25 protein-coding genes are annotated in these 25,214 nt (G+C 69.2%); 18 read left to right on the top strand and 7 right to left on the bottom strand.

Features of this window, described 5'->3' with window-relative positions:
• The first annotated feature begins 85 nt into the window (after positions 1 to 85).
• The 12 genes from G369_RS0128910 (at position 86) to G369_RS0128855 (ending at position 10,778) form a co-directional block, all read left to right on the top strand.
• Complete coding sequence (locus tag G369_RS0128910; protein WP_019657558.1) at positions 86 to 838, top strand: DUF2242 domain-containing protein; 753 nt, start codon at positions 86 to 88, stop codon at positions 836 to 838.
• 37 nt (positions 839 to 875) lie between these two features.
• Positions 876 to 1,355 (top strand): MarR family winged helix-turn-helix transcriptional regulator, encoded by a 480-nt coding sequence (locus G369_RS0128905; RefSeq protein ID WP_019657557.1) that lies wholly within the window; start codon positions 876 to 878, stop codon positions 1,353 to 1,355.
• Positions 1,352 to 2,353: an FUSC family protein gene (locus G369_RS0128900; protein ID WP_019657556.1), complete on the top strand. Its 1,002-nt coding sequence runs from the start codon at positions 1,352 to 1,354 to the stop codon at positions 2,351 to 2,353. Before G369_RS0128905 ends, G369_RS0128900 begins: the two co-directional genes overlap by 4 nt.
• A gap of 72 nt (positions 2,354 to 2,425) precedes the next feature.
• The gene (locus tag G369_RS0128895; RefSeq protein ID WP_019657555.1) at positions 2,426 to 2,944 is read left to right on the top strand and encodes an RDD family protein; all 519 of its coding nucleotides are present in this window, start codon (positions 2,426 to 2,428) and stop codon (positions 2,942 to 2,944) included.
• Positions 2,945 to 2,959: 15 nt separating this feature from the next.
• Positions 2,960 to 3,700 carry an RDD family protein gene (locus G369_RS0128890; protein ID WP_019657554.1) on the top strand — a complete coding sequence of 247 codons (741 nt, stop codon included), beginning with the start codon at positions 2,960 to 2,962 and terminating at the stop codon, positions 3,698 to 3,700.
• Entirely contained in the window at positions 3,697 to 4,686 is a 990-nt protein-coding gene (locus G369_RS0128885; RefSeq protein ID WP_019657553.1) for a stage II sporulation protein M, read from the top strand. Before G369_RS0128890 ends, G369_RS0128885 begins: the two co-directional genes overlap by 4 nt.
• The gene (locus tag G369_RS0128880) at positions 4,676 to 5,407 is read left to right on the top strand and encodes a hypothetical protein (protein ID WP_026346730.1); all 732 of its coding nucleotides are present in this window, start codon (positions 4,676 to 4,678) and stop codon (positions 5,405 to 5,407) included. The genes G369_RS0128885 and G369_RS0128880 overlap by 11 nt, the downstream gene beginning before the upstream one ends.
• A 268-nt stretch (positions 5,408 to 5,675) precedes the next feature.
• Entirely contained in the window at positions 5,676 to 6,365 is a 690-nt protein-coding gene (locus G369_RS0128875; RefSeq protein WP_019657551.1) for a DUF4129 domain-containing protein, read from the top strand.
• Positions 6,362 to 7,639 carry a DUF4350 domain-containing protein gene (locus G369_RS0128870; RefSeq protein WP_019657550.1) on the top strand — a complete coding sequence of 426 codons (1,278 nt, stop codon included), beginning with the start codon at positions 6,362 to 6,364 and terminating at the stop codon, positions 7,637 to 7,639. The genes G369_RS0128875 and G369_RS0128870 overlap by 4 nt, the downstream gene beginning before the upstream one ends.
• A gap of 14 nt (positions 7,640 to 7,653) precedes the next feature.
• On the top strand, positions 7,654 to 8,649 hold the full coding sequence (locus G369_RS0128865) for an AAA family ATPase (RefSeq protein ID WP_019657549.1): 996 nt from the start codon (positions 7,654 to 7,656) through the stop codon (positions 8,647 to 8,649).
• 118 nt (positions 8,650 to 8,767) lie between these two features.
• Positions 8,768 to 10,159, top strand: a complete 1,392-nt coding sequence (locus tag G369_RS0128860; protein WP_019657548.1) for a DUF58 domain-containing protein — start codon at positions 8,768 to 8,770, stop codon at positions 10,157 to 10,159.
• A 55-nt stretch (positions 10,160 to 10,214) separates the two neighbouring features.
• Positions 10,215 to 10,778: a DUF805 domain-containing protein gene (locus G369_RS0128855; RefSeq protein ID WP_019657547.1), complete on the top strand. Its 564-nt coding sequence runs from the start codon at positions 10,215 to 10,217 to the stop codon at positions 10,776 to 10,778.
• 133 nt (positions 10,779 to 10,911) lie between these two features.
• On the opposite strand, the gene rocF is transcribed toward G369_RS0128855, so the two are convergent.
• Together rocF and G369_RS0128845 are read right to left on the bottom strand one after the other, a co-directional pair.
• Positions 10,912 to 11,832 (bottom strand): arginase, encoded by a 921-nt coding sequence (rocF, locus tag G369_RS0128850; protein WP_019657546.1) that lies wholly within the window; start codon positions 11,830 to 11,832, stop codon positions 10,912 to 10,914.
• Position 11,833: 1 nt separating this feature from the next.
• Positions 11,834 to 13,891, bottom strand: coding sequence for a prolyl oligopeptidase family serine peptidase (locus tag G369_RS0128845; protein ID WP_019657545.1), 2,058 nt, complete (start codon positions 13,889 to 13,891; stop codon positions 11,834 to 11,836).
• Between the two features lie 223 nt (positions 13,892 to 14,114).
• Between G369_RS0128845 and G369_RS0128840 the strand changes: the two genes are divergently transcribed.
• The 5 genes from G369_RS0128840 (at position 14,115) to G369_RS0128820 (ending at position 18,649) form a co-directional block, all read left to right on the top strand.
• Positions 14,115 to 15,851 carry a WS/DGAT/MGAT family O-acyltransferase gene (locus tag G369_RS0128840; RefSeq protein ID WP_019657544.1) on the top strand — a complete coding sequence of 579 codons (1,737 nt, stop codon included), beginning with the start codon at positions 14,115 to 14,117 and terminating at the stop codon, positions 15,849 to 15,851.
• A 166-nt stretch (positions 15,852 to 16,017) separates the two neighbouring features.
• A complete protein-coding gene (locus G369_RS0128835) occupies positions 16,018 to 16,578 on the top strand; it encodes a hypothetical protein (RefSeq protein WP_019657543.1) in 561 nt (186 codons plus the stop codon).
• Positions 16,579 to 16,636: 58 nt separating this feature from the next.
• A complete protein-coding gene (locus G369_RS0128830) occupies positions 16,637 to 17,113 on the top strand; it encodes a phasin family protein (protein ID WP_019657542.1) in 477 nt (158 codons plus the stop codon).
• A 26-nt stretch (positions 17,114 to 17,139) separates the two neighbouring features.
• Complete coding sequence (locus G369_RS0128825; protein ID WP_019657541.1) at positions 17,140 to 17,775, top strand: TetR/AcrR family transcriptional regulator; 636 nt, start codon at positions 17,140 to 17,142, stop codon at positions 17,773 to 17,775.
• 88 nt (positions 17,776 to 17,863) lie between these two features.
• The gene (locus tag G369_RS0128820; RefSeq protein ID WP_019657540.1) at positions 17,864 to 18,649 is read left to right on the top strand and encodes an esterase/lipase family protein; all 786 of its coding nucleotides are present in this window, start codon (positions 17,864 to 17,866) and stop codon (positions 18,647 to 18,649) included.
• A gap of 185 nt (positions 18,650 to 18,834) precedes the next feature.
• On the opposite strand, the gene G369_RS0128815 is transcribed toward G369_RS0128820, so the two are convergent.
• From G369_RS0128815 to G369_RS0128795, 5 genes are read right to left on the bottom strand one after another with little or no spacing between them, the layout of a single operon-like run.
• Positions 18,835 to 19,362 carry a pentapeptide repeat-containing protein gene (locus G369_RS0128815; protein WP_019657539.1) on the bottom strand — a complete coding sequence of 176 codons (528 nt, stop codon included), beginning with the start codon at positions 19,360 to 19,362 and terminating at the stop codon, positions 18,835 to 18,837.
• Between the two features lie 2 nt (positions 19,363 to 19,364).
• Positions 19,365 to 20,606 carry a hypothetical protein gene (locus G369_RS0128810; RefSeq protein ID WP_019657538.1) on the bottom strand — a complete coding sequence of 414 codons (1,242 nt, stop codon included), beginning with the start codon at positions 20,604 to 20,606 and terminating at the stop codon, positions 19,365 to 19,367.
• Complete coding sequence (locus G369_RS0128805) at positions 20,606 to 20,953, bottom strand: PAAR-like domain-containing protein (protein WP_019657537.1); 348 nt, start codon at positions 20,951 to 20,953, stop codon at positions 20,606 to 20,608. The genes G369_RS0128810 and G369_RS0128805 overlap by 1 nt, the downstream gene beginning before the upstream one ends.
• Complete coding sequence (locus G369_RS0128800) at positions 20,950 to 22,116, bottom strand: DUF2169 family type VI secretion system accessory protein (RefSeq protein ID WP_019657536.1); 1,167 nt, start codon at positions 22,114 to 22,116, stop codon at positions 20,950 to 20,952. Before G369_RS0128800 ends, G369_RS0128805 begins: the two co-directional genes overlap by 4 nt.
• Positions 22,109 to 24,403 carry a type VI secretion system Vgr family protein gene (locus G369_RS0128795; RefSeq protein ID WP_020723338.1) on the bottom strand — a complete coding sequence of 765 codons (2,295 nt, stop codon included), beginning with the start codon at positions 24,401 to 24,403 and terminating at the stop codon, positions 22,109 to 22,111. The genes G369_RS0128800 and G369_RS0128795 overlap by 8 nt, the downstream gene beginning before the upstream one ends.
• Positions 24,404 to 24,599: 196 nt before the next feature.
• Between G369_RS0128795 and G369_RS0128790 the strand changes: the two genes are divergently transcribed.
• On the top strand, positions 24,600 to 25,214 hold the full coding sequence (locus G369_RS0128790; protein ID WP_019657534.1) for a DUF1444 domain-containing protein: 615 nt from the start codon (positions 24,600 to 24,602) through the stop codon (positions 25,212 to 25,214).

The raw sequence follows: 25,214 nt of genomic DNA, 5'->3' as shown, positions 1-25,214 counted from the left end.
AATTTCGGCATCGCGGCGGGAACGCCGCTGCACGGGCGCGCTCGAAGGCTTGCCGGCAAGGCCGCCGGTTAGCATTCGCCGCTTCATGCCGTCCATGCACTCCAATTCCCTGTTCGCCGTCCCTGCCTCGGTCCGTACATCGGTTCTCGCCGCGGGCCTGTTGTCCGCCGCTCTCCTGCTCGCCGGCTGCGGCAGCGCCTCCCGACAGGTCAGCTACGAGCCCGAGGCCTTCAGTTCCACCAACACCCATACCCGCGACTACGAGGCCACCGAGGCCGAGACCTGCGAGGCCGCGCGTCGTGCCCTGTTGAGCCAGGGCTACATGATCACGGCGGCCAACGCCGACCTCGTGACCGGGCGCAAGAGCTTCCAGCCGGCCGCCGAGGTGCATGTGGAGGTCGAGTTCCGCGTGGTCTGCGCGCGCGAAAGCACCCGCAGCGGCAAGGCGGGCAGGAGCACCGTGGCCTTCGCCACCGCCCTGCAGGACCGCTACGGGCTCAAGAAGGTGAACAACTCGGCGAGCCTCGGCGTGGGCGCGATCGGCTCTCTCTCGCTGCCTTTCGCCAGCAGCGACGACGCGATGGTGAAAGTGGCCAGCGAGACGCTGACCGACGAGCGCTTCTACGACCGCTTCTTCGCGCTGCTCGACCGCTTCCTCGAAGGCCCGGAAGCGCAGGACGAGGCGGCCGCGGCGAAGCCCGAGCAGTCGCCGGTCGCATCGCCGGTCGCCTCTCCGGCCGCGGCGCCCGCGCCGTTGACGGCGCCGGCAACGGCACCGGCCTCCGACCCGGCACCGGCCGTCACCTATCCCGTGACTTCGTCTCCCAACCGGGGCTGAAGCCCCAGATACCAAGACACGTCTTACAATTCCGGGCATGGCTTCCACCATCCCGGACCCGGCGCAATGCGCCTCTCGCCTTCGCAGCGCGGTGTCGCTGCTCGCCCGCCAGCTGCGAAGCGGCAGCGCCGCGGCGGACAGCCCCAGCGTGGCCAAGCTCAGCGTGCTGGGCCAGCTCCATCAGCACGGCCCTTGCACGCCCACGACGCTGGCTGGACTGGAGCGCGTCAAGCTCCAGTCGCTGACAAGGCTGCTGGCCGAACTGGAGGCCGAGGGCTGGATCGGCCGCGCGCCGCATCCGGGCGACGGGCGGCAGTGGCTGCTGTCGCTCACTGCCGATGGCATGCGCCGGCTGAAGGCGATCATGCGCACGCGCGAGGCGGCGCTGGCCGAGGCCATAGGCGCCTCGCTCGATGAACGCCAGCGCGCCCTGCTGCTCGAAGCCTGCGGGCTGATCGACGGCATCGCCGCCCGACTCGCCGGTGTCGACGGCAGCGCGAAGCTGCCCGGATCATGAGCGGCTCGCGCGCGCTGCAACGCCTGGCCGAGCCCTGGCGCCACGGCCGCTGGCGCCCCGGGGCGCAGCTCGCGGCGGCGGTGGCCATCGCCTGGGGCGTGGCCACGGCGATGCAACTGCCCGAGAGCTTCTGGGCCGTGATGAGCGTGCTGATCGTCATGCGCCCGAGCGCCGGCTCTACGCTCGATGCAGGCTGGGACCGCGTGCGCGGCACCGCCGCCGGCGCGCTGGCCGGCATGGCAGGCGTCTATCTGCAGCATCACGGGGCACCGCCGATCGCGACCACGCTGGCCTTCGTCGTGCTGCTCGCGTTTGCCAGCGCCTCGGTGCCGGGCATGCGCAGCGCGCCGGTGGCGGCGCTGATCATCCTGTCTGCCGGCGGCATTCCCGGCCATTCGCCGCTCCAGGTGGCGATGCTGCGCATGGTGCAGATCGGCATCGGCGTGGGCGTGGCGCTGGCGGTCGCGACGGTGATGTCGGAGTACCACGCAGGCATGCGCTTCGACGAGGGCTGTGCGGCGCTGCTGCGCGGCATCGGCAGGCGCATGTCCGCATCGCGGCGGCCGAGCGACGCTGCGGAGATCGAGCGCGTCCAGGCAGGCACGCGCGCGTCGCTGGGCCGCCTGAGTGCGCTGGCCGGCAGCGCCGACCTGGAGGCCCGATGGTGGCGTCGCGGCGCCACCGGCGGCCGCTATCGCGACAAGGCCAGGCTGGCGGCGCGCATCTTCCAGGACGCCACGGTGCTCGACCGCGTGTTGCGGTTCGCCCCCGCGGCGCAAGCTGAAGCGGCCCAGGCAGCAGGTGCGGCCATCGCCGGCATGGCCGACGCGCTCGCGGGCCAGTCCGCCCCGCCCGACCTGGGCGAGCTGGCCCGCTGCGCCGCGCAGGCTTCATCGCGGCACGAGGCGTCGAACGCGCTGCTGGCCGCGCCGCTGAACCTGCTGCTCGACGACCTGCGGCGCCTGCAGGCGGTCATCGCCGCACGCCAGCCGACGTAGTCCGCCGGCCGGCGCCGACATCGAAGGTCCTAGAATCTTCCGAAAATTCATTCGTTTCGGAGAGGGACGGGCATGGAAGATCAGTCGCAGGACGCGCGCTACGCGCCTCCGCAATCCCATGTGGAAGACGTGGTGCAGCCGGGCGGAGGCCAGTCGGGCGAACTCGCATCGCGCGGTACGCGCTTCCTCTCGGCGATGCTCGATGCGGGCATCTCCATCGCGGCGATCTGGCTCCTGGCGACATTCACGCCCATCAACCTCTGGGAAGACGACGGCCTCGGCATATGGGAGCCGCGCATCTCCAGCGCGGCTTCCGGCGTCGTCCTCTACCTCGTGCTGCACGGCTACCTGCTGGCCACCCGCGGCCAGACCATCGGCAAGGCGCTTTTCAAGATCCGCATCGCGCGGCCCGACGGCTCGCGTGCGCAGATCGGCCGCATCCTCGCGCTGCGCGACGGCCCGTTGTTCTTCACCAGCATCTGGCCGCTGCTCGGCCCGATCTACGTGCTGATCGACTGCCTCTTCATCTTCCGCGCGTCGCGCCGCTGCCTGCACGACCAGATCGCCGACACCGTCGTGCTGCAAGCCTGAGCCGGCGCGACCACAGTGCGCCTCGACACGCTCTACACCGCCGAGACCCCCGAAGGCATCGCGCTCTCGCTTCGCCCGGCCGGGCTGGTCGCGCGCGGGCTGGCCTACCTGATCGACTTCGCGATCCGGCTCGGCATCTTCGTGGCGATCTCCATCGCCGTCGGCATGCTCGGCAAGATGGGCTTCGGCATCCTGCTGATCGCCTACTTCTGCCTGGAGTGGTTCTACCCGGTGGTCTTCGAGCTCACGCGCGCGGCGGCCACGCCCGGCAAGCGCGTGATGGGCCTGCGCGTGGTGATGGATTCGGGCCTGCCCGTCACGCCCGCCGCCGCGCTCACGCGCAACCTGCTGCGCGCGGCCGACTTCGTTCCTTCCTTCTACGGCGCGGGCATCGTGTCGATGCTGTGGCGCCGCGACAGCAAGCGCCTGGGCGACCTGGCCGCCGGCACGCTGGTGGTGTTCAGCGACCAGGTGAGCCTGCACGGCAGCCTGCCGCCGGCCGAACCGCAGGCGCCCGCGCGGCCGCTGTCGGCGCGCGAGCAGATGGCCATCGTCTCGTGGGCCGGGCGCGCCACGCGCCTCACGCCCGAGCGCTTCGACGAACTGGCCCGCATCGCGGAGCCGGTGCTGGGCCCCGACACCACGGGCGCCCCGGCCTCGCAGCGCCTGCTCGGCGTGGCGCAGTGGGTGCTGGGCCGGCGCGCCGGTGCCGCCGCAGGTGGCAATGTCGATGCGCAGGAAAGGGCGGTGCGATGACGCCGCTCGATTTCGAAGCCGCCTACGCGCCACTGTGGGCCGAGCTCGAGGCCGTCATCCGTACGGCCGAGACCAGGCGCAAGTTCGACGGAGCCCGGCTCGCCACGCTGTACCGCCGCGTGTGCGAGCACCTCGCGCTGGCGCAGGCGCGCGCCTATCCGATCCACCTCACGCAGCGCCTCGAGGGCCTCACGCAAAGCGCGCACCGGCTGATCTACCGCCGCCACGACTACGGCCTCGCGCGTTTCGCACGGCTCGCGCTGGTCGACTTTCCCGAGGCGGTGCGCGCGCACCGCTTCTACCTGCTGGTGTCGGCGCTGATGTTCGTGCTGCCGCTGCTGATGGCGGGCTGGGCGGCCTGGCGCGACCCGGGCTTCATCCTGCACCTGCTCGACGCCAGCTCGGTGCAGCAGTTCGATTCCATGTACGGCGACGGTGCCGAGTCGCTCGGCCGCACGCGCAGCGCGGGCGACGACTGGCAGATGTTCGGCTACTACATCATGAACAACATCGGCATCGGGTTCCGCTGCTTCGCGGCCGGCATCTTCGCCGGCATCGGCAGCGCCGCGGTGGTGCTGTTCAACGGTGTGCAGATCGGGGCGGTGGGCGGCTACCTCATTGCGGCGGGGCATGCCGAGAACTTCCTGTCCTTCGTCGTCACGCACTCGGCCTTCGAGCTCACCGCGATCGTGCTGGCAGGCGCGGCGGGCCTGCGGCTGGGCTATTCGTGGGTGGCGCCCGGACGGCACACGCGGCTGGAGGCGCTGCGGCTGGCGGCGCGGCATGCGGTGGTGATCGTCTACGGGGTGGTCGGGCTGCTGCTGATCGCCGCGGCCATCGAGGCCTTCTGGTCGTCGGCGCGCTGGATCGCGCCGGCCGTGAAGTACGGCGTGGGCGGCGCCTGCTGGCTGCTGGTGCTGGCCTACCTGGGCTGGCAGGGCAGGCCGCGCGCCAGCGACGATGCGGGAGAAGCGCATGCAGGTTGACGGCCTCGCGATCGCGCTGAGGCCGCGGCCGATGGCCGAGGCCGCCGACCTCGGCGCGCAGCTGGTGCGCAGCCATGCGCGATCGGTGTGGCGCACCTTCCTGCCGGTTTACGTTGTCACGGTGCTGCTGGCCCTCTGCACGGTCGAGATCGCAGGCTGGCTGCCCGGCCTGCTGATCTTCTGGCTGAAGCCCTGGCTCGACCGCAGCCTGCTGTTCGTCCATTCCCGCGCCGTGTTCGGGCAGGAGACTCGCTGGTCCGACCTCTGGGCCAATCGCCGCGCCGTGTGGGGCGGACAGCTGCTGCGCACATTGCTGTGGCGGCGCTTCTCGCCCTGGCGCTCGTTCACCCAGGCCATCGAGCAGCTCGAAGGCCAGCGCGGCAGCGCCAGGCGCAAGCGGCGCACGCAGCTGCTGTACGGACGGCGCGGCGCCGCCACCGGCATGCAGCTGGTGTTCGCCAACGTCGAGATGGCGCTCGACATCTGCCTGCTGTCGCTGCTGTTCTGGTTCGCGCCCGAAGGCAGCGCCAGCGACCTCTTCGCGTGGTTCACGCAGTCCGATTCGCTGGCGCAGAGCCTGCTGGCGGCCGGCGCCTACGCGCTGGTCGTCGGCGTGCTGGAGCCGTTCTACGTGGCGGCGGGTTTCGCGATGTATCTCAACCGCCGGGTCGAGCTCGAAGCCTGGGACATCGAGCAGGAGTTCCGTCGTGGATTTCGATGACACCCCCAGGCTTCGCGCACTTCGTGTCGCTTCGCCAACCCCCTTGCAGGGGGCGATACCGGCGGCCCGGCGAAGCCGGTTCCGCGTGGGCTTGGAGCTCACCCCCAGGCTTCGCGCACTTCGTGTCGCTTCGCCAACCCCCTTGCAGGGGGCGATACCTGTGGCCCGGCAAAGCCGGTTCCACGGTATCCCTGGAATGAGGGTGCTGGTTGCTCTGCTCCTGGCTGGGTGCGTGGTGTCGTTGCCTGTTTCCGCGGCCGAGACACCATTGACGCGCGAGCAGGTGAAGGCCGCGGCCGACAAGGTCCGCGCCGATCCGAACATGCCCGGCACCAGGACCGAGAAGAAGCTGCGCTTCAAGGAGCGTGACGACGAAGAGGAAGAGCCCGAGCACAAGGCCGACAGCCTTGGCTGGCTGCGCGACTTCGTGCGCGCGGTGGCCGAGGGTGCGCGCTGGCTGATCTGGGGGCTGGCCGCGCTGGCGCTGGCCTGGCTGGTCGTGCGTCTGCATCGCTGGGTGCGCGTGCGCGCCGGCGGCACGCGGCCCGGCAAGGCTCAGCTGCCGAGCCACGTGGGCAGCCTCGACATCCGCCCCGAAAGCCTGCCCGACGACATCGGCAATGCCGCCGCCGGCCTCTGGCAGCGCGGCCAGCACCGGCCCGCGCTGTCGCTGCTGTACCGCGGGGCGCTGTCGCGGCTCGTGCATGCGCATGCGGTGCCGGTGCGCGCCGCGAGCACCGAGGGCGAGTGCGTGGCGCTCGCCGCGACCCGGCTGTCGCCGCAGGCGCAGGCCTTCTTCGTGCGGCTGGTCGAGGCCTGGCAGCTGGCGGCCTACGGCGGCCGGCTGCCGTCCACCGCGCAGGTGCTCGCGCTATGCGGCGAGTTCGACGCGCAACTGCCCGCCAGGCCAGCCGTCGCCGGGCAGGACGACGGCCTGATGAAGGGCGCGGCCGCATGAACGCCTGGGTGGTCCGCATCCTCGTGGTGCTCGTGCTGGCGCTGGCCGGCTTCTGGCTGGTCAACGCCACCGAATGGGCCGACACCGAGGTGTCGACCCCCGCGAGCGGCGAGGCCAAGACCAACCGCTTCTACGGCGCGCAGGTGCTGCTGCGCGAGCTCGGCATGAAGGTGGTCAAGCGCGACGGCCTCGACGCCATGCCGCCCGCGCAGGCGCGGCTGGTGCTCGGCTCCAGCCACTGGGACATGTTCCCCGAGCGCGGCAAGCGCCTGCGCCAGTGGGTCGAGCAGGGCGGGCACCTCGTGATGCCGGGCTACCTCGTCGGCGGAGACCAGCTCGAGGACTGGCTGCCATTGGTGCGCGAGAAGCCGCCCGCGTCCGACGAGAAGAATGATGCGAAGAACGACGAGGCGTCCGAGCCGAAGAAGAAAAAGAGATCCGGCCTCCCGCGCATCCCCGATCCGTCCGCCAAGGACGCGGACTGCCGCATCGTGACCGAACCCGCGACCGTGCCTGCGAGCTTCGCGGGTGGGCGCGGCTACCGGCTGTGCACCTGGTGGTCGCCCTCGCGCTACCGGCCCGCCGACAGGCAGCCCCCCGCGCTGTGGACGGTGGCCGGCTCGCGCGGCACCGAGGCGATCCGCGTGGCCGTCGGCCGTGGCTCCGTCACCGTGCTGCCCTGGGGCGTGTGGCACAACGACGGCATCCTGCGCGGCGACAACGCACTGTTCGCCGCCGCTGCCGTGCAGGCGCGCGGCGGCGCCGAGATCTGGTTCGTCGCCGACGAGGCGCGCGAGCCCTTCCTGCTGTGGCTCTGGCAGAAAGGCTGGGTGGCGCTGGTGCTCGGCCTGCTGGCGCTGGCGGCTGCGCTGTGGCGCGCGGCGGTGCGCTTCGGGCCGCTCGCGCCTTCGGCGGGAACGCACCGGCGCTCCATGGCCGAGCAGGTGCGCGGCACCGCCGGCTTCCTGCACGCGCACGGCGCGGCTGCGCTGCACGTGGCGCAACTGCGCGCGCTCGACGAATCCGCCCGCCGCCAGCTGCGCGGCTACGCGCGTCGCGACGCGGCGGCGCGAGCAGCCGCCATCGCGCAGGCGACGGGGCTGGAGCCGGCGATGCTCGCCCGCGCGATGGACGAGGCCCGCTCCCGCCATGCCGGCGCCATGGCGATCGACCTGGAAGTGCTCGAGACCGCGCGCCGCCGGCTCGACGCGAACGGGCCGCTCACGTCCCGGCCTGCCTCTTCTTCGTCACCTTCTTCTTCCTCTTCATCCTGAACCGAGAGACGCCCATGCAAGCCATCCAACCCGAAGAACTGACGCGTGCGGCCCAGTGGCTGCAGACGCTGCGCGCCGAGGTCGGCCAGGCCGTGGTCGGCCAGCTCGAGGCGGTCGACCAGACGCTGGTGGCGCTGGTGGCCTCGGGCCACGTGCTGATCGAGGGCGTGCCGGGGCTCGGCAAGACCCTGCTCGCACGGGCGCTGGCGCAGGCCATGACGCTGCGCTATTCGCGTGTGCAGTTCACGCCCGACCTGATGCCCTCGGACGTCACCGGCCACGCCGTGCTCGACATCGCCTCGCGCGGCGACGGCAGCCTCGGCACCCTGCGCGTGCACCAGGGCCCGGTGTTCACCAACCTGCTGCTGGCCGACGAGATCAACCGCGCGCCGGCCAAGACGCAGAGCGCGCTGCTCGAAGTCATGCAGGAGTATCAGGTCACGCTCGAAGGCAAGGCCATGGCGCTGCCGCGGCCCTTCATGGTGATGGCCACGCAGAACCCGATCGACACCGAGGGCACCTATCCGCTGCCCGAGGCGCAGCTCGACCGCTTCCTGCTGAAGATCGACATCGGCTTTCCGAGCCACAGCGAGGAGAACGCCATCGTGCAGCTCACCACGCGGCAGCGCGCGGGCAACCAGTTCCCGCTGGAGGCGGTGCGCCCCTGCCTCGACGAGGCGCAGGTGCTCGAACTGCAGCGGCTGGCCTGCCTGGTGCAGGCCGACGAGCGCGTGATCGACTACGCGGTGCGCATCGCGCGCGCCACGCGCGACTGGCCGGGGCTGTCGTCGGGCGCCGGCCCGCGCGGCACCATGGCGCTGGTGCGCGCCGCCCGCGCCGCCGCGCTGATGGCAGGGCGCGACTTCATCACGCCCGACGACGTGGCGCGCCAGGCGCTGCCCGCGCTGCGGCACCGCGTGATGATCTCGCCCGACGCGCAGCTCGAAGGCCTGAGCGTCGACACCCTGCTGCGCGCCGCGCGCGACAGCGTCGAAGCACCACGGCTATGACGTTCGCCCCCAGGCTTCGCGCCCTTCGCGTCCCTGCGCCAACCCCATGCCGGGGGCGACACCCGCGGCCCGGCGAAGCCGGTTCCGCGGTGTTTCCCGAAGGGACGGTGCTCTGTTGATGCGTCTGCTGCCAATTCCTGCGCGGGCGCCCGTGCTGGCGCTGGCTGGCCTGAGCACTGCCGCCGCGGCGGCGCTGCTGCTGGGCGCGCCGCTGGAATACGTCGCCCTCGCGGCGGGCGTGCTGCTGGCGCTGGGCCTCGTGCTGGCGGGCTTCGATCTCTGGCAGAGCCTGCGGCTGTGGCGCGCCGCGCCGCTGCGCATCGAGCGCAACCTGCCCGGCGCGTTCTCGCTGGGCGTGCCCACGGTGCTCACCCTCACGCTGGTGAACGAAGGTGCGCAGGCCTGGCGGGTGTCGGTGTTCGACGAGCTCGACACGCACTTCGCCTTCGAGGGTCTGCCGCAGGAGCACACGGTGCCGGCGCTCTCGCGCGTCGCGATCCGCTACACGGCCACCGCCACGCAGCGCGGCGTGGCTCGGTTCGGGGCCACCCAGCTGCGCTGGCGCACCCGCCTCGGCTGCTTCGAGGTGCGGCAGACGCTCGGCGAGCCGCGCCGGCTGCGGGTGTATCCCAACTTCGCGGCGCTGGCACGCTACGCGTGGCTCTCGGGCGACCGGCGGCTCGCGCAGATCGGCATCAAGACCTATGCGCAGCGCGGGCTGGGCACCGACTTCCGCCAGCTTGCCGACTACAAGACCGGCGACTCGCTGCGCCACATCGACTGGAAGGCCACCCAGCGCCAGCGCCGGCCCATCGTGCGCGAGTTCCAGGACGACCGCGACCAGTGCGTGCTGTTCCTGCTCGACTGCGGCCGCCGCATGCGCGCCGACGAGGGCGCTCCGGCGCAGCAGGCCGGCGGCGCCGACGGCAACGGCAGCACCAGCACCAGCCACTTCGACGAGGCCCTCAACGCGCTGATGCTGCTGAGCTACGTCGCGCTGAAGGAGGGCGACGAGGTCGGCGCCATGACCTTCGGCTGCCCGCCGCAAGAGCGGCGCGACTTCGCCCCTCGCAAGGGCAGCGCCACGCTCAACGCGCTGATGAACCGGCTGCACGACATCCAGCCCGGCGCCACCCATTCCGACTACCTCCTGGCCGCGCAGGAACTGCTGCGCGTGCAGAAGCGGCGCGCGCTGGTCATCGTGCTGACCAACTTCCGCGACGAAGACGCCGCCGAGCTGCGCCCTGCCATCAAGCTGCTGCGCCGCAAGCACCTCGTGCTGGTCGCGAGCCTGCGCGAGCGGGTGATCGGGCGCATCGCCAGCCAGCCGCTGGTGCATGCGCGCGACGCGGTCGACGTGGCCGCGGCGCACCTGTTCGATCAGTCGCGCCGCGACGCCTTCGCGCGCGTGGTGGGCAACGATCCGCTGTCGGTCGACGTGGAGCCGGCCGACCTCGCGGTGGCGCTGGTGAATCGCTACCACGCCGTCAAAAGGGCTGGCCTTTTGTAAAGGTCTTTGCCCACAATGGGCGCTTCACAAATCAAAGCAGAGGAGAGAGAAACACATGACGACAGATTTCACCAACCCCAATCCTTACGCCGCGCCGCGCTCCGCGGTGGCCGACGTGTACGAGGGCGAATCCGGCGCCGTGCAGCCCGTCAAGCTGTGGTCCGCCAAGGGCCGCATCGGCCGGGCGCGCTTCCTGGCGTACACGCTTTATTCGTACATCATCTTCATCATCGCGGCAGCCGTGATGGGTGGCGTGCTCGGCTTCACCGGCCTTGCGCGCTCCGAGGGCGTGATCGGCGGGCTGACCTTCGTGCTCGCCATCCCGTACCTGGTCTTCTACGTGCTGACCGGCATCCAGCGTTCGCACGACATGGACTGGTCGGGCTGGATGCTGTTCTTGGCGCTGATCCCCTTCGTCGCGCTGATCTGGGTCTTCAAGCCCGGCACCAAGGGCCGCAACCGCTTCGGCGCGCCGCCGCCGCCCAATGGCATCGGCGTGCTGATCGGCGCGTGGCTGCTGCCGGTGATCACCGTGCTCGGCATCCTCGCGGCCATCGCGCTGCCGGCCTACCAGGGCTACAGCACGCGCGCCAAGGCGGCGCAGGTCGAGCGGCCCTGATCGATTTCCCCTGGGCTCGGGAGAGCCCGTTAGCGAGACACCGCGCAACCGGTTCTGCCGGTCCGCGGGTGTCGCCCCCGGGCGAAGGGAAGGACAAACGACACGAATTGCGCGAAGCCTGGGGGAGTTCTTCCTACCTCGCCAGCGTCGACTTGCCGAACAGGCTCTCGATGAGTTCCACGGCCACCTCGGCGGTCTGGTTGCGCACGTCGAGCGCCGGGTTCAGCTCCACCACGTCGAGCGAGCCGAGCCGGCGGGTGTCGGCGATCATTTCCATGCACAGCTGCATCTCGCGGTAGGTGGGGCCGCCGCGCACGCCGGTGCCCACGCCGGGCGCGTCGGCGGGGTCGAGGCAGTCGAGGTCGAAGCTCACGTGCAGGTGGGTGTCTTCGTCGACATCCTGCAGCGCCTCGGTCATGGTGGTGCGCATGCCGTGCTCGTCGATGTGGCGCATGTCGAACACGTTCAGGCCCAGCGTGCGGATGGCTTCCTTCTCGTCGCCGTCCACGCTGCGGATGCCGATGAAGCGGATCGCGTCGTGCTGCAGCGCCGCGCGCTCGCCGCTCCAGCCGGTGAGCGCCGAGGGTCCGTGCCCCAGCAGGCACGACACCGGCATGCCGTGCAGGTTGCCGCTGGGGCTGGAGGCCTCGGTGTTGACGTCGGAGTGCGCATCGAGCCACAGCACGCGCAGCTTCTTGCCCCGCTTGCGCGCATGCCATGCCACCGCGCTGATCGAGCCGATGGCCAGGCAGTGGTCGCCGCCCATCATCAGCGGCACGCGGCCGGCACCCAGCGCCGTGTCGATGGCCTCGTAGACCGAGCGGTTCCAGGCGATCACCTCGTCGAGATGACGCAGCCCGCTCGGCGGCTGCGTCCAGGGCGTGGCCGGCCCCGCGAGGTTGCCCCGGTCGACGACCGCATAGCCCTGCCGCGCGAGCGCCTCCGGCAGCCCCGCCACGCGCAGCGCGTCGGGGCCCATGCCCGCGCCGCGGACGCTGGCGCCGACGTCGGTGGGTGCGCCGATCAGTTCGAGGGTGACGTTGGCATTGCTCATCTCAACTCCTCAAGTGCCGCCACAGGTAGGCGTAGCCCAGCGCATCCATGAAGGCCGACTCCCTGTTGTCGGTGGCCGCGCTGTGGCCGCCTTCCAGGTTCTCGTAGAAGCTGCTGTCGTAGCCCAGTGCCTTCATCTTCGCGTGCATCTTGCGCGCATGCACCGGCCCCACGCGGTCGTCGCGGGTGGAGGTGGTGAAGAGCACGGGCGGACAGGCCAGCCCCGGCTTCGCGTTCTCGTAGGGCGAGAAGGTGCGGATGAACTCCCACTCCTGCGGCTGGTCGGGGTCGCCGTATTCCGCGATCCACGAGGCGCCGGCCGACAGGTGCGTGTAGCGGCGCATGTCCAGCAGCGCGACCTCGCTCACGATCGCGCCGTACAGGTGCGGGTACAGCGTGAGCATGTTGCCCATCAGCAGCCCGCCGTTGCTGCCGCCCATGGCGCCCAGGTGAGCGGGCGAGGTGACCTTGCGCGCGATCAGGTCCTCCGAGACCGCCGCGAAGTCCTCGCAGGTGCGCAGCCGGTTCTCCTGCAGCGCGGCCTGGTGCCAGCGCGGGCCGTACTCGCCGCCGCCGCGGATGTTGGCGACGACGTACACGCCGCCCTGGTCCAGCCATGCGCGGCCGATGCTGCCGCTGTAGGCAGGCTGCAGGGGCACCTCGAAGCCGCCGTAGGCGTACTGCAGCGTGGGGTTGGTGCCGTCGGCTTTCAGGTCCTTGGGGGCGATCTCGAAGTAGGGCACGCGCGTGCCGTCCTTGGAGGTGGCGAAGTGCTGGCTCACGCGATGGCGCGAGGCGTCGAAGAACGAGGGGCTGCCCTTCAGCACCTGTGGCTCTCCCTGCCCGATGGTGCCGATGTAGAGCGTGGTCGGCTGCAGGAAGCCGCTCACCGTGAGGAAGTAGTCGTCGTTCTCGTCCTCGTCGATGCCGCCGGCCGCGATGGTCGAGAGCTCGGGCGCGCCGCCCAGGCCCTCGCGCTTCCATGGGCCCTTGCCGTCGGCGGGGGGCGTGAGCACCTCGAGGCGGTTCACCACGTCGTGCATCACGTTGACGATCAGGTGGTTGCGCGTCCACGAGTAGTCGTCGAGCGCGGTGGTGTCGTCGGGCTCGAACAGCACCGTGAGCGTGCGGCTGCCGGCCATGTAGTCGTCGAACTTCGCGGCCAGCAGCGAGCCCGCCCTGTAGGTGGTGCCGCCCACGGTCCAGTCCTCGCGCGGCTCGACGAGCAGCCACTCGCGCGTGATGTCGGTGTCGCAGTCGTCGGGCACGTCGATCTTCACCAGCTTGCCGTCGGCGCCGCGCAGCCAGGTCTCGCTCTCGTAGAAGTCCATCTGCCGCGAGACGAAGTCGCGCTCGAAGCCGGGCGTGTTGTCGCGCCAGGCGCTCACGGACATGTCCTCGTGCAGGCCCTCGTACACCGTCACCGCACTCTCCAGCGGCGTGCCGCGCCGCCACTGCTTGACGATGCGCGGGTAGCTGGAGCTGGTCATGGAGCCAGGGCCGAAGTCGGTGGCCACGTAGAGGTGGTCGATGTCCTTCCAGCCCACGTGGTTCTTGGCCTCCGGGAGCGAGAAGCCGCCCTCGACGAACTGCTTCGTCTCCAGGTCGAACTCGCGCACCACGTCGGCGTCGGCGCCGCCGCGCGACAGCGAGATCAGGCAGCGCCTGTACTCGGGCTGCAGGCAGTCGGCGCCGTGCCAGACCCAGTTCTCGCCGTCGGCCGCGGCCAGCGCGTCGAGGTCGAGCACGGTCTCCCATTCGGGCCGCGGCTTGCGGTACTCGTCGAGCGTGGTGCGCCGCCAGACGCCCTTCGGATGCGCCTTGTCGCGCCAGAAGTTGTAGAAGAAGCGCGGGCCGATCTTGTAGACCATCGGAATGCGCTCGTCGGAGTCGAGCACCTCGAGGATGCCCTGCTGGAGCGCCTCGAACGCGGGCGACTGCGCGTACGCCTGCACGGTGACGGCGTTCTCGGCGCGCGCCCAGGCCAGTTGTTTCTCTCCGTCGATGTCCTCTAGCCAGAGGTTGTCGTCGTCCTGTTGCATGGGGAGGCTGGATGTCATGGCCCCAGTGTACGGAGGCCCCATGAAAGACATGGAAGGACATGGCGCCATGTGAGCAGTTGTTGCGGGGGCTTTGGGATGCCGCACTTTCGGATTACTGGGGCAAACCCCTGTCGCGCCGGCGCCCTGCCTCGGTGGAAACACTGAATAAGCGAGGGCCCGGGAACGCGATGCCCACGGTATCCTGCCAGACGGCTCATGCCCCACCGAGGAGACACTACACATGAAACACCTGAGCGGTCTTGATGCCACCTTCCTGCACCTGGAAACGCCGGAAATGCCGATGCACGTGGGTTCGCTCAACGTGCTCGACCTTCCGAAGGGCTACGCGGGCGACTTCTACGAGGACGCCAAGAAGTTCATGGCCAGCCGCATCCACCTGGCCGACGTGTTCACGCGCAAGCTCGCGCTGATGCCCTTCGACATGACCAACCCGGTCTGGGTGGAAGACAACGACATCGACCTCGACTACCACGTGCGACACATCACGCTGCCCAAGCCCGGAACCAACCGGCAGTTGCAGCAGTACGTGGCGCGGCTGCATTCGTCGCTGATCGACCGCAGCCGCCCGATGTGGGAGTTCTACATCATCGACGGCCTCAAGAGCGGCCAGGTGGCGCTCTACACCAAGGTGCACCACGCGGGCATCGACGGGCAGGCCGGCGTGGAAGTGGGCAAGGCCATCTTCGACCTGGAGCCCACCGGCCGCGTGGTGAAGCCGCCGCGCTCGCGCCCGCGCGGCAACAACTACCAGCTGGGCATGGCCGAGCTTGCGACGGCGGCGCTGCGCAACACCGCGCAGCAGTACGTGAAGCTTTTCAAGATGGCGCCGGCCATTGCGCGCGCCATCAGCGGCATCGCCAGGCCCGACGAGAAGGCGGCCGAGAAGGACGCGGCCGCCGCGCCGAAGAAGTTCAACCTTTTCGCGCCGCGCACCTCACTCAACGTGTCGATCACCAATCAGCGCACCTTTGCCGGGCGCACCATCTCGCTGGCCGAGACCAAGTACATCGCCAAGCACTTCGGCGTGTCGCTCAACGACGTGGTGCTGGCCACCGTGTCGGGCGCGCTGCGCCACTACCTGGCCGACAACAACGAGCTGCCGGCCAAGCCCCTGGTGGCCGGCGTGCCGGTGAGCCTGCGCGAGGCGGGCGACGACACGGCGAACAACCAGGCCAGCATGATCCTCGTGAGCCTGGCCAGCGACATCACCGACCCGGTCCAGCGGCTGAAGGCAATCAACGCCTCGTCGACCAGCTCCAAGTCGACGATGAACCGCTTCAAGGCGGTGATCCTCGACGACTTCCCGACTTTCGCGGCGCCCTGGCTGGTGTCGGGCATCGCCTCGATGGTGGGGCGCTCGGGCATCGTCAACCTGCTGCCGCCGGCGGCCAACGTCGCCATCTCCAACGTGGCGGGCGCGCCGTTCCCGATGTACTTTGCCGGCGCGCTCGTCACCTGCTACTACCCGGTGTCGATCGCCAGCCACGGCACGGCGCTGAACGTGACGGTGCAGAGCTACAACGGCCGCATGGACTACGGCCTGATCGCCTGCCGCCGCGCCGTGCCCGACATCACCGAGATCGGCGACTACATGCTGGCCGAGCACAAGCTGCTGATGGAGCTGACGCAGAAGCATCCGGCCGTCGCTGGCGCCGCACCCGCTCCGGTGCCGCCGAAGACGGTGGCGGAGCCTTCGGACGAGGCCGAAGCCGAAACCGAAACCGAAGCGAAGCCTGCGGCAGCCGCGAGGAAGAATCCGGCAGCGCGCAAGAAGGCTCCGGTCAAGGTCGCCGCGAAGAAGGCTCCAGCGAAAGCGCCGGTGAAGGCCGCCGCGAAGGTGGCGGCCAAGGCACCCGCGAAAACCGCCGCAAGGAAAGCCGCGTCGAAGGCCCCGGCCCGCAAGGCCGCCCCGGCCAAGCGGTCCTCGAGCGTCTCGCCCAGGGCCGCGGCGGCCTGACCCGCACAAGGGGGCGGGCCCGGAAAGAAAATTGGGGCAGTTGGACTAGTTTTCCGACCGTTCTAGTTTTCCAGGCCTAGGCCCCCTGGAAGAAGATAGGCCCATCGCGACTGATCCAGCTCCTGTTTCCTTCGCGAAGCCCATCAACTTCAAGGAAATCTCCATCATGTCCACGCAAACCTCCATCGCTTCCGCAGCCGTCCACGTCGTCGGCCAGTACAACGACGCGGGCAAGACCCTGGTCGGCGCCTACCGCGCCGGCGTGCACCGCCTGCTGGGCGGCGCCGCTTCGCGCTACAGCGACTTCCTCGGCAGCCGCAAGCTCCCGCTGGTGAGCGATCAGGTCAAGGCCAACCTGATCGGTGCGCAGGAGAAGATCAATGGCTTCCTGGCCAACCGCGTGGATATCGACACCGGCCGCATCGTCTCGGTGATGGACCGCGTCGCCGCCGGCACCACCAGCGGCATCGAAGCCGTCGCCGACCGCGTGGCCCGCGTCGAATCGCCGGTCGCCACCTCGGTGATCAACGCCCTGGGCGCCCTGAACCAGCCGCTGGCCACCGTGTCGGTGCAGATCGCCGACCGCATCGCCGCCGGCACGAAGCAGATCGAAGCCCGCGTGAGCGGCAGCGAAGAAGAAGAAGCCGCCAAGCCGGTGCGCACGGTGAAGGCCAAGGCCACCGCCAAGAAGCCGGTTCGCCGCGCTGCCGCCCGCAAGGCGGTCTGATCCCCGGGGCGCATCGCGCCCCTTTTCATTTCTCTTCCGGCATCTGGAGCACCACCGAATGGCCACCCGTCCTGACGAAACCGCAAAGTCGAAGAAGAGGGCGGCGCCTGCAGCAAGGAAGGCCGAGGCTCCCGCAGCCGCGAAGAAGACTGCGGCCCGCAAGGCCGCGCCCAGGGGGCAGCACGAACCCGAGGAGCGGACCGGCAAGGCCGAAGGCCTGCTGCGCGCCGGCCTCAAGGCGCTGGACAACGTGCGCAACGACGTCGCCAAGCGCCAGGCCAACGTGATCGAAGGCCTGCTCGGTATCGGCCAGGGCAAGGTGCCGGGCCTGGGCCTCGACAGCTTCGGCATCCGCAAGTTCGAGGACGTGTTCGACCAGCGCGTCGCCACCGCGTTGCAGCGCCTGGGCATGCCCGACGCCGCCGAGGTGCAGGCCCTGCGCGACGAAGTGGCGCAGCTGCGCGAGCGCGTGGCGCAGCTCGAAGCCGGTGCTGGTGTCGGCGCAGGCGCATCCCGCGGGCGCGGCAAGCGCTGAACGGCAGGCAACGCAGCAAGCCGCTTGTGGCCAGCTCCAACACCACGCGCGACCGCATCCTGCAGGCCAGCCTCGCGCTGTTCAACGCGCAAGGCCTCGCGGCCGTGTCGACCCACAAGATTGCCGCGGAACTGGGGATCAGCCCGGGCAACCTGCACTACCACTTCAAGGCCAAGCAGCTGATCGTCGAATGGCTGTTCAGGCGCTTCGAGCAGCGGCTGGAGGCGCTGAACGGCTCATCGGCCTCCATCGCTGCCATCGACGACCTCTGGCTGGCGCTGCACCTGCGCTTCGAGGCCATCGACGAATATCGATTCATCTACCGCGACATGGCCTTCCTGGCCAGCGAGTACCCCTCGCTGGGACAGCGTGCGCAGGCCCTCACCGCGCAGAATCTGCTGGCCGCGCAGACCCTGTGCGAGAGCCTCGTGGCCTCGGGCGTGATCGAGACCAACGCCGAGCAGGCCCGCATCCTGGCGCTGCAGATGGTCTTCACCACCACCTGCTGGCTCTCCTTCGAGCGGCTGGTGCCGGGGCGCGAGGCGCTGGCGCAGGCCGACCCCGGCCTTGCGGCCTTCTACACGCTCACGCTGGTTTCCCCCTATGTTTCCGGCGAATCGAGGGCTTACCTCGATTACCTGCGGGCCAAATACCTCGGATAAATGCCGGTGACGTCCGACGGGGCATTCGCCCTGCAGGCCTCACCCTCGTTCTGAAGCAGATACAAGAAGCACAAAGGAGCCATCCGACATGACCAGCGCAACCGCTACCTACGCCAAGGAAGACCTCACCCCGCCGTCGCGCCTGCTGCTGCTGGCCGAGGGCCGCGCGCTGTGGGAGACGGGCGCAGGCATCGCCATGTGGCCGCTGCTGCAGCTCACGCCGCGCGGCGACGGGCACCCGGTGCTCGTGCTGCCGGGCCTGGTGGCCGGCGACGGCTCCACGCTGCTGCTGCGCCGCTACCTTTGCAGCCGCGGCTACGACGCCCACGGATGGGGCCAGGGACGCAACTTCGGCCCGCGCGACGGCGTGGAGCAGGGCATGGTCGAGTTGCTGAAGAAGCTGCACGACGAGAGCGGCCAGAAGGTCAGCATCATCGGCTGGAGCCTCGGCGGCGTGTATGCACGCATGCTGGCCTCGTCCTACTCGCACATGATCCGCGACGTCATCACCCTGGGCAGCCCCTTCTCGGGCAGCCCGCGCGCCACCAACGCATGGCGCGTGTACGAAGGCGTGAGCGGCCAGAGTTCGCACGACCCGCGTCGCATGAAGTTCGTGCAGCCCACGCCGCCCGTGCCCACCACCTCGATCTTCAGCCGCACCGATGGCGTCGTCGCATGGCGCTGCAGCATCGAGAAGACCGGCCCGCAGTCGGAGAACATCGAAGTCATCGCCAGCCACCTGGGGCTGGGCGCGCATCCGGCGGTGCTCTATGCGGTGGCCGACCGGCTGGCGCAGCCGGAGGGGCAGTGGAAGCCGTTCAATCGCGGGGCACTGGGGCCGTTGGTCTATCCGGATCCGGACAGGAGTGCCTGAGGCCGTCCGGATTGTTCAGCCCACTCTCCAGGGGGCCAGTCGTCGAAGCTTGTGAGCGGCTGCGCATCTAGCAGGAGCGTGTACATCGGCTCTTCCGGAAAATCGCTCAGCCGGACGGTCAATTGCCTACCAGACTCTCGAATCTCGACTCGCGCTCAAAAGCGAAGCTGTCGGCCGAGCCAGCCTCAAGTGCGAGCATCTACTGTCCATTCTGGGGGTGGCGAGGAAAGAGCGGTGCCGTCGGGCCCGAACTCGAAGTTGCCGCTGCCGGAAACCACAAGATCATCGGTCAGCCGCACGTTGGTGAAGGTGCACTGTGTGAAGCGGGTCCGAATCATGGCCGCCTGCGAAAAATCGACGTCGATGAGATGGCAAGCCGAGAACACCGTGCCCGAGAGATCGACCCTGAACAGGCGAGGCGATTTAAGGAAGCAGTTTTCGAACTCGCAGTCCAGCAATTCGGCCTTCGTCATGTCGACGGACTCGAAACGGCAGTTCTCCAAGCGATCACCGATCCAAGTGCAGCCATTCAGCGCCTGGGGCGCTGCAAAGCGGGCGCCCCGAAACAGAGACATCGCTATGGTCGCGCCCGAAGCATCGAGGCCCTCCCACGTGATGGCGGACAGATCTGAATGACTTAGATCAACGCTCTCGCCTTCTGCCTGGGCGGCCAGGTTCGCGATGACTTCCGCTTGGGAGACTTTCTCTTGCATGATTAGTGGAAGATAACTCGATTGTTGAGGCCTGCATTACCCACCGCAGTCTGCAGTTCGCCGATGTGTTGTGGTGACATCTTCAGCGTGTCGACGATGACGTTCTCGCCGACGCCCATTTCTTTCTGTATCAGCGCCATCGCATCGGGTGTGTTGTAGCCACGCGGGGCGTATTGGGAGTTCCAGCCCTTCACATCCCACTTTTGGCCCGTGGCGTCGATGAACTCCGATGCCCCGGTGGGGTCGCGCGTGATGGGGCCTGGCAGCTTGCCTTGCTCTTCCATTGAAAGTCCAACCTCCGCTTCCCGGCGTGTCTTGGCTGTGGCCTTGCCTCCTTGTGCGGGGTCCTTGGCCAGCTCTTCCAGTCTTTGTGCGCGCTCCTGCGGAGACATGGGACGACGCGTGACCACTGTGCCTTCGCGCGCGCCCGAGGTCTTGCTCGGCACGGGCTCTTGCACGGGCCCGCGCGGCTTGCCCTCCACAGTTCGGCTGACCGGCTCCAGCGGCGCCCCGCGCATCGATTCGCCAGGCCGCGGGAGTGGCTCGGGCGCGCGCTTGCCACCGCCGAGGCCCACATGCGCGGTAGCCATGTCGAACGCGCTGGCCCCGAACTGATTGGCCGCTGCAACCTGCTGTTCCGACCCGCCGAGCACACGCGTGGCGGCGCCAGGGGCACCGAAGAGAGGACCCAACAAGGCGATGCCCAGCGAGTTGCCGAAGCGCAGGTTCTGTTCGCTCAGCCAGGCGCTCTCTGCGCCGGAAGTGCTGTTCTCCCAACGCGGCCCGGGCGTATACACATCCTGCAGGAAGGATGTCCTTCTTTTCAGCTCCAGAGACTGTTCGGGCGGCAGGGGGTTCTTGCCGCTGTAGTGGTCGTTCAACTGCTGGAGCTTGTCGTCCAACGCCGATTTCGGGATTTCGTCGGGCATCTGTTCGCATGCCCGCTGGAACGTCTTGGCCGACTGCAGTGCATCGGTCGGTTCCAGGCGCGCGTCGCGGCCGGTGCCGATGAACATTCGTTCGTACCACGGGAGCTTCTCGAACTCTGCCCTCTCGCGCTCGTACCGTTCGCTGCAGATGCCGGGCCGGCGCCGCAGCATCGGCCCCTTGGGCACCTCGAAGGTCAGCACTCGGCCGAGGGTGCCGTTGCTGTTGAAGGCTGGAGTCGAGAAAGGCGACGAAGACGAGGAAGAGGTGGACAGCACCTGTCCCAGCGTCTTCTTGTCGTCGGGCGTCGAACTCATCAGGCCGATCCGTTCATCTCGCAAAGATCGCCATGGCGTGCCACGGCACGGCTTTCGACGAAGACGGTCTGCGAGCCCGAGATGATCTTCACGTTGCCCGCTCCCAGCGAGACGCCCGAGCGCACGCCGCTTCCCGCATTGCCTGTCACGCCCTTGACGATGCTGTCGACCATCAGCACCTTCTCGCTGCGCGCGAACACGGTGTGCGAGTAGGCGGCCTTCTCGGGTGGAAGGATCGACACGATGTCGAAGGGAACGACCTGCGTGCCGACGATGCAGAAGTCGGGTACGACGTTGACCACCATGAAGCCCGACTCCGCATCGGCGATGTGCTTCTCGGTGTTCATGCGGGCACTCCATGAACTTCCGCCATGCCCGCGGCAGCCTCGGCGATCGGCCGGTGGAACAGATCGACCGCCACCGTGTCGAGCTCCTGGTCCAGCGTGAGCCGCCAGGTCAGGTGCACGAGCATCTCGTCGAGGTCGACGTGCACCGTGTCGAGCCGCATTGCTTCGCTGCGCTCCGTGCCATCGCCGTCCCTGCACAGCGCCTCGATCCACAGCTGCGGCAGCTGGAACTCGATATGCGGCGCGGAGGCGAAGAAGCCGCTCATGCGCACCGACTCGTCGCCTCGCAGGCCGGCGGCCACGACCTGGTCGGCGGGCGCGTACTGGAAGAAGCGCTCGTCGAAATCGTCGGCGTAGTCCATGTACGGCTGTCCGGCATGACGCTGGCGCCAGGCGTCGTCGTAGGTGCCGGCCAGCGCGACGCGCGGCTGCCAGAAGCGTGCGACAGGGCTGAAGCCGGCGGGCTGCGCGTCCTCCTGGTTGGCGTGCTGCAGCGGTGCACCGGCGTATTCGATCTGCGGACCGAAGAACGGCTGCCCGGTGGCGTGGCGGCCTCCGGGGTGGTCTTCGCGGGCTGCGCTGCCGAACCATCCGGTGCCGCAGGGGTTGGCTGCGTGCGTGCGGGGCTGGGCTGCTTCATCGTCTCCCTGGTCGAAGCCCCATCCGCCATAGGCGAGTTCATAGCGCAGCGGCACGGCGAGCGTGGGTTGCGGATCGGACAGGCCGCGCTGTGCGGTGTCCTCGTGCCAGTTCCAGTGCCGCGGGCCCGTCAGGCGCAGCGCCTTGTGCAGCAGCGTTTCCTCCTGCCGGCGCACCAGCAGCTGCGCATGCCACTCGCTCGACGGCGTCCAGCCGGGGGCGCGCGCGGTGCCCGTCACGTAGACGTCGGCACCGGGCTTGCGCAGCAGGAGGTCGGTCGCGGCGCGCAGGCTCGACAGCGTGGCATGGTCGGCGTCCCACGGCTCGTCGGCGAAGATCGGCCCGCGGTGGAACGCTGCCGGCTCCAGGCGCCCGGGCGCGAGAACGAAGCTCGCGCACACCACCACCACGTCGTGGAAGCGCCGGCCCTTGCCCATCTTGTCGAACTGGAAGTGAGGAAAGGGCGTCGCGTTGCGCAGTTGCGCGAGGCGCGGCTCGGGAATCGGCGGCGCGGGCTCAGCCATGACTGTCGTCCTTGTCCGCCGCCATCTTCCCGACGCCGGCAGAAACGGCCGCGGAGACGGTGCCCAGCACCTGTGTCACCTGGCCAGCTGCTTCGCCGCCACCACCAGCGCTTCCGGCCACCTGCTGCGCGATAGACGCGAGCTGCCCCGCCTTGCCCAGCAGGTCGGCCGGGTTGCCTCCCATCAGCGCGCCCAGGCTCGCGAGCGGGCTGCCCGGAGGCTCGGCCGGCGGCGGGGTGGGCACCGCATCCGGCTGCAGCGCTGCGCCACCGCCCTTCGGATTGAGCCAGATGTGTTCGCCGTTGACGGTCACGTCGTCGCCCTGCGCGGTGATGTTGATCTTCCTGCCCGTGACCGCGATGGAGCCGTCGGCCTTGAGCTGCACCACCGATGCACCCACGCGCAGCGAGATGGTCTTGCCGTCCATCTCGATGTGGCTGCCCTTGTCGCCGCCCACGGACAGCAGGTACTTCTCGCCGACCTTGGTGGTCTGCGTCTTGCCGACCACGGTGTTGTCCATCATGCCGACCACGGTGTTGCGCAGCATGCCGACGTTGAAGGAGTAGGCCAGGCCGATGTTCACCATCTTGGCCAGCCCCACGTTGTGCATGTAGGCCATGCCGATGGTGGCCATCTGGTTGCGGCCCACCTTCTTGCTGCGGTCGCGACCCACTGAATGGGTCTCGTCGTGCTCGACCTCGATGTCCTGGTTGCGCTCCGCGTGCAGCCACACCTGCTCGGCACCCTTCTTGTCCTCGAAGCGCAAGGCATTGGCGTTGGCCTCGCTGCCGCCCTCGGAGCTGCGCGTGAGCAGGCCGCTCTGCGTGGCGTTGTCGGGCAGCGTCCACGGCGGCATGTTGTCGGCGTTGTAGACGCGGCCGGTGACGATGGGCCGGTCGGGGTCGCCGTTCTCGAAATCGACGATCACCTCCTGCCCGATGCGCGGTATCTGGATGCCGCCGAAGTTCGTGCCGGCCCAGGGCGATGACACGCGCACCCAGCAGGAGCTGTTCTCGTCCTTCGTGCAATAGCGGTTCCAGTGGAAGCTGAGCTTCACGCGGCCGTACTCGTCGGTCCAGATCTCGCGGCCTGCAGGGCCGGTGACAATGGCGGTCTGCGGGCCCGTGGTGCGCGGCCTCGGCACCGGCGGTGTCGGCGGGCGGAAGACCTTGCTCGCGGGTATCACGTCGAAGTCGACGCGGCATTCGAACTCCTGCTGCGAACTCGCATCGCCCACGTCCTGCAGCCGTAGATGGGCATGCGTGACCAGGTACTGCCGGTTCGATTCGTTCTGCGGATGGCGCTCCAGCGTCAGCAGGCAGCCGGGCACCACGGCGCGGAGATTGCCCGAGCCGCTGGCGAGTTCGCCCTGGCTGCCGGTCTCTTCCATGCGCGTGCGCACCAGCTGCTCGCCTTCGGACTCGACGACGTAGTCGCCCGGCCAGCCGTAGCGCTCCCAGGTGTTCTGCGCGGTCTTGCGCGGCATGGCGCTGATCTGCTGGAGCTCGGCCTTGGGGCGCGTGAAGTCGAAGTCGTCCGTCACCCAGCGGCCGCTCTGCAGTTCCTCGCAGGCATTGAAGCGGTCGCAGTGCTCCTCGCGCACCGTCGCGTCTGCCGGATGGAAGGGGATGGTCTGGTAGCCCTCGTGGGCGAAGGGCTGGTGCGAGGCCATCTCGTCCACTATGACCAGCCTGTGGCTGTTCTCCTCGTGCTCGAAGCAGTAGTAGAGCCCCCATTCGTGCAGCAGCCGGGCGATGAAGTCGTGATCGCTCTCGCCGTACTGCACCTGGAATTCGCGCGGCGGATAGCTGCGCGTGGCACGGACGTCGAAGGGCAGGCCGTACTTGCCGAGCACCGTCTTGACGATGTCCAGCACGTTCTGGTTCTGGAAGATGCGGTAGTCGCTCGTGCGCGTGGCCAGCGAGAGCCAGGGCTCGATCACGGCCTCGTAGAGCGCGCGCCGGTTCTCCAGCCGAAGGAATCGCACGCGCGTGACCAGCCCGGAGATGTGCCGCTGCTGCGGCCCCGAACCCGGGCGGCCGTCGAGCACGATGTGCGCCGTGAGCGTCTCGCCCACGAGCCGCTTGATGGCGACGTTGGCCGCCTGGCGCTCGTTGTAGCCCGGCTGCTCGGGCGTGGCCAGCGTCAGGGTGTAGCGAAACAGGCTGCTGAGGCCCTCGTCGCCCACAATGGCGATGGGCTCCAGCGCCGGCGCATCGCCGAGCGTGGGCATCGCGGACGAGGAAGCAGTGAGGACACGCGCGAGCTGGGCTGCGCCGACAGGCATGAAATCTCCCTGGTGTTCTTGGGTTCCTGGCTGACGAAGCAAATCGTAGCAATTCGAGGCTGAAACACCAGTAAGACGATAGATTGCGATAGATCGGACATTTCCGACATCACCGCGGCCCGCAGCGAAACCATCGCGATGGCATGACTTCCGTCACTTGCGGCTCCTCCCACGCCCCCCGAACAATGGCGGCACCATGCACAGCATTCCGCCCGTCTACCCTCGCATCAGGCGTGCCGGCCTGCTCGAGGAAGCGATGCGGCCGGTGCTCGACCTGATCGAGTCGCTCGGCGGCAGCCGCGAGGCGCACGAGGCCGTGGCCTTTCCCCTTGCCGAGGGTTCCGACCTGCTCGTGAGCTTCGTGGTCGACACGTCGGCCCGGTTCGCCACGCTGACGCGCGAAGGCCTGCTGGAGACGGGTCTCGATACACAGTCGATGTACGAGCTGGCCATCGACAACATGCTGCGGCTCGTGGCGCCCAATGTCCGCACGCGCGACTTCGGCGGCTACAAGGCGCTGGTCGCGGGAGATGGCTTCGAGGCCTGCATGCTCCTGTTGCCCGACCTGTGGGAGCAGCTCGCGCAGGACTTCGAGGGCGAACTGATCGCGGTGGTGCCGAGCCGCGACGTCGTCTACTTCACCGACAGCCGGGGCGCCGCCGAGGCGCCGGGCCGCATGTGCGCCGCCGCCGAAAAGCTCAGGGCGGCTGCCGGGTCCGAAGGGCTCTCCGAAAGGGTGATGGCGCTGACCGCCGACGGCTGGTGCGTGCGCGGCACGCTGCACGCCTTCGCGCCTGCGCTGCAGGCCTGA

The organism is Variovorax atrisoli 110B (assembly GCF_000382045.1).
Taxonomy (GTDB): Bacteria; Pseudomonadota; Gammaproteobacteria; order Burkholderiales; family Burkholderiaceae_C; genus Variovorax; species Variovorax atrisoli.
The sequence above is the reverse complement of the archived record's forward strand: the minus strand, read 5'-3'. Positions and strand labels throughout refer to the sequence as shown.

Coding starts and splice junctions, on each gene's coding strand:
- G369_RS0128820 (WP_019657540.1), top strand. CDS start 17,864: ATGACCAGCGCAACCGCTACCTACGCCAAGGAAGACCTCACCCCGCCG.
- G369_RS0128865 (WP_019657549.1), top strand. CDS start 7,654: ATGCAAGCCATCCAACCCGAAGAACTGACGCGTGCGGCCCAGTGGCTG.
- G369_RS0128910 (WP_019657558.1), top strand. CDS start 86: ATGCCGTCCATGCACTCCAATTCCCTGTTCGCCGTCCCTGCCTCGGTC.
- G369_RS0128885 (WP_019657553.1), top strand. CDS start 3,697: ATGACGCCGCTCGATTTCGAAGCCGCCTACGCGCCACTGTGGGCCGAG.
- G369_RS0128895 (WP_019657555.1), top strand. CDS start 2,426: ATGGAAGATCAGTCGCAGGACGCGCGCTACGCGCCTCCGCAATCCCAT.
- G369_RS0128790 (WP_019657534.1), top strand. CDS start 24,600: ATGCACAGCATTCCGCCCGTCTACCCTCGCATCAGGCGTGCCGGCCTG.
- G369_RS0128795 (WP_020723338.1), bottom strand. CDS start 24,403: ATGCCTGTCGGCGCAGCCCAGCTCGCGCGTGTCCTCACTGCTTCCTCG.
- G369_RS0128845 (WP_019657545.1), bottom strand. CDS start 13,891: ATGACATCCAGCCTCCCCATGCAACAGGACGACGACAACCTCTGGCTA.
- G369_RS0128870 (WP_019657550.1), top strand. CDS start 6,362: ATGAACGCCTGGGTGGTCCGCATCCTCGTGGTGCTCGTGCTGGCGCTG.
- rocF (WP_019657546.1), bottom strand. CDS start 11,832: ATGAGCAATGCCAACGTCACCCTCGAACTGATCGGCGCACCCACCGAC.
- G369_RS0128880 (WP_026346730.1), top strand. CDS start 4,676: ATGCAGGTTGACGGCCTCGCGATCGCGCTGAGGCCGCGGCCGATGGCC.
- G369_RS0128855 (WP_019657547.1), top strand. CDS start 10,215: ATGACGACAGATTTCACCAACCCCAATCCTTACGCCGCGCCGCGCTCC.
- G369_RS0128800 (WP_019657536.1), bottom strand. CDS start 22,116: ATGGCTGAGCCCGCGCCGCCGATTCCCGAGCCGCGCCTCGCGCAACTG.
- G369_RS0128840 (WP_019657544.1), top strand. CDS start 14,115: ATGAAACACCTGAGCGGTCTTGATGCCACCTTCCTGCACCTGGAAACG.
- G369_RS0128830 (WP_019657542.1), top strand. CDS start 16,637: ATGGCCACCCGTCCTGACGAAACCGCAAAGTCGAAGAAGAGGGCGGCG.
- G369_RS0128860 (WP_019657548.1), top strand. CDS start 8,768: ATGCGTCTGCTGCCAATTCCTGCGCGGGCGCCCGTGCTGGCGCTGGCT.
- G369_RS0128805 (WP_019657537.1), bottom strand. CDS start 20,953: ATGAACACCGAGAAGCACATCGCCGATGCGGAGTCGGGCTTCATGGTG.
- G369_RS0128905 (WP_019657557.1), top strand. CDS start 876: ATGGCTTCCACCATCCCGGACCCGGCGCAATGCGCCTCTCGCCTTCGC.
- G369_RS0128900 (WP_019657556.1), top strand. CDS start 1,352: ATGAGCGGCTCGCGCGCGCTGCAACGCCTGGCCGAGCCCTGGCGCCAC.
- G369_RS0128815 (WP_019657539.1), bottom strand. CDS start 19,362: ATGCAAGAGAAAGTCTCCCAAGCGGAAGTCATCGCGAACCTGGCCGCC.
- G369_RS0128835 (WP_019657543.1), top strand. CDS start 16,018: ATGTCCACGCAAACCTCCATCGCTTCCGCAGCCGTCCACGTCGTCGGC.
- G369_RS0128810 (WP_019657538.1), bottom strand. CDS start 20,606: ATGAGTTCGACGCCCGACGACAAGAAGACGCTGGGACAGGTGCTGTCC.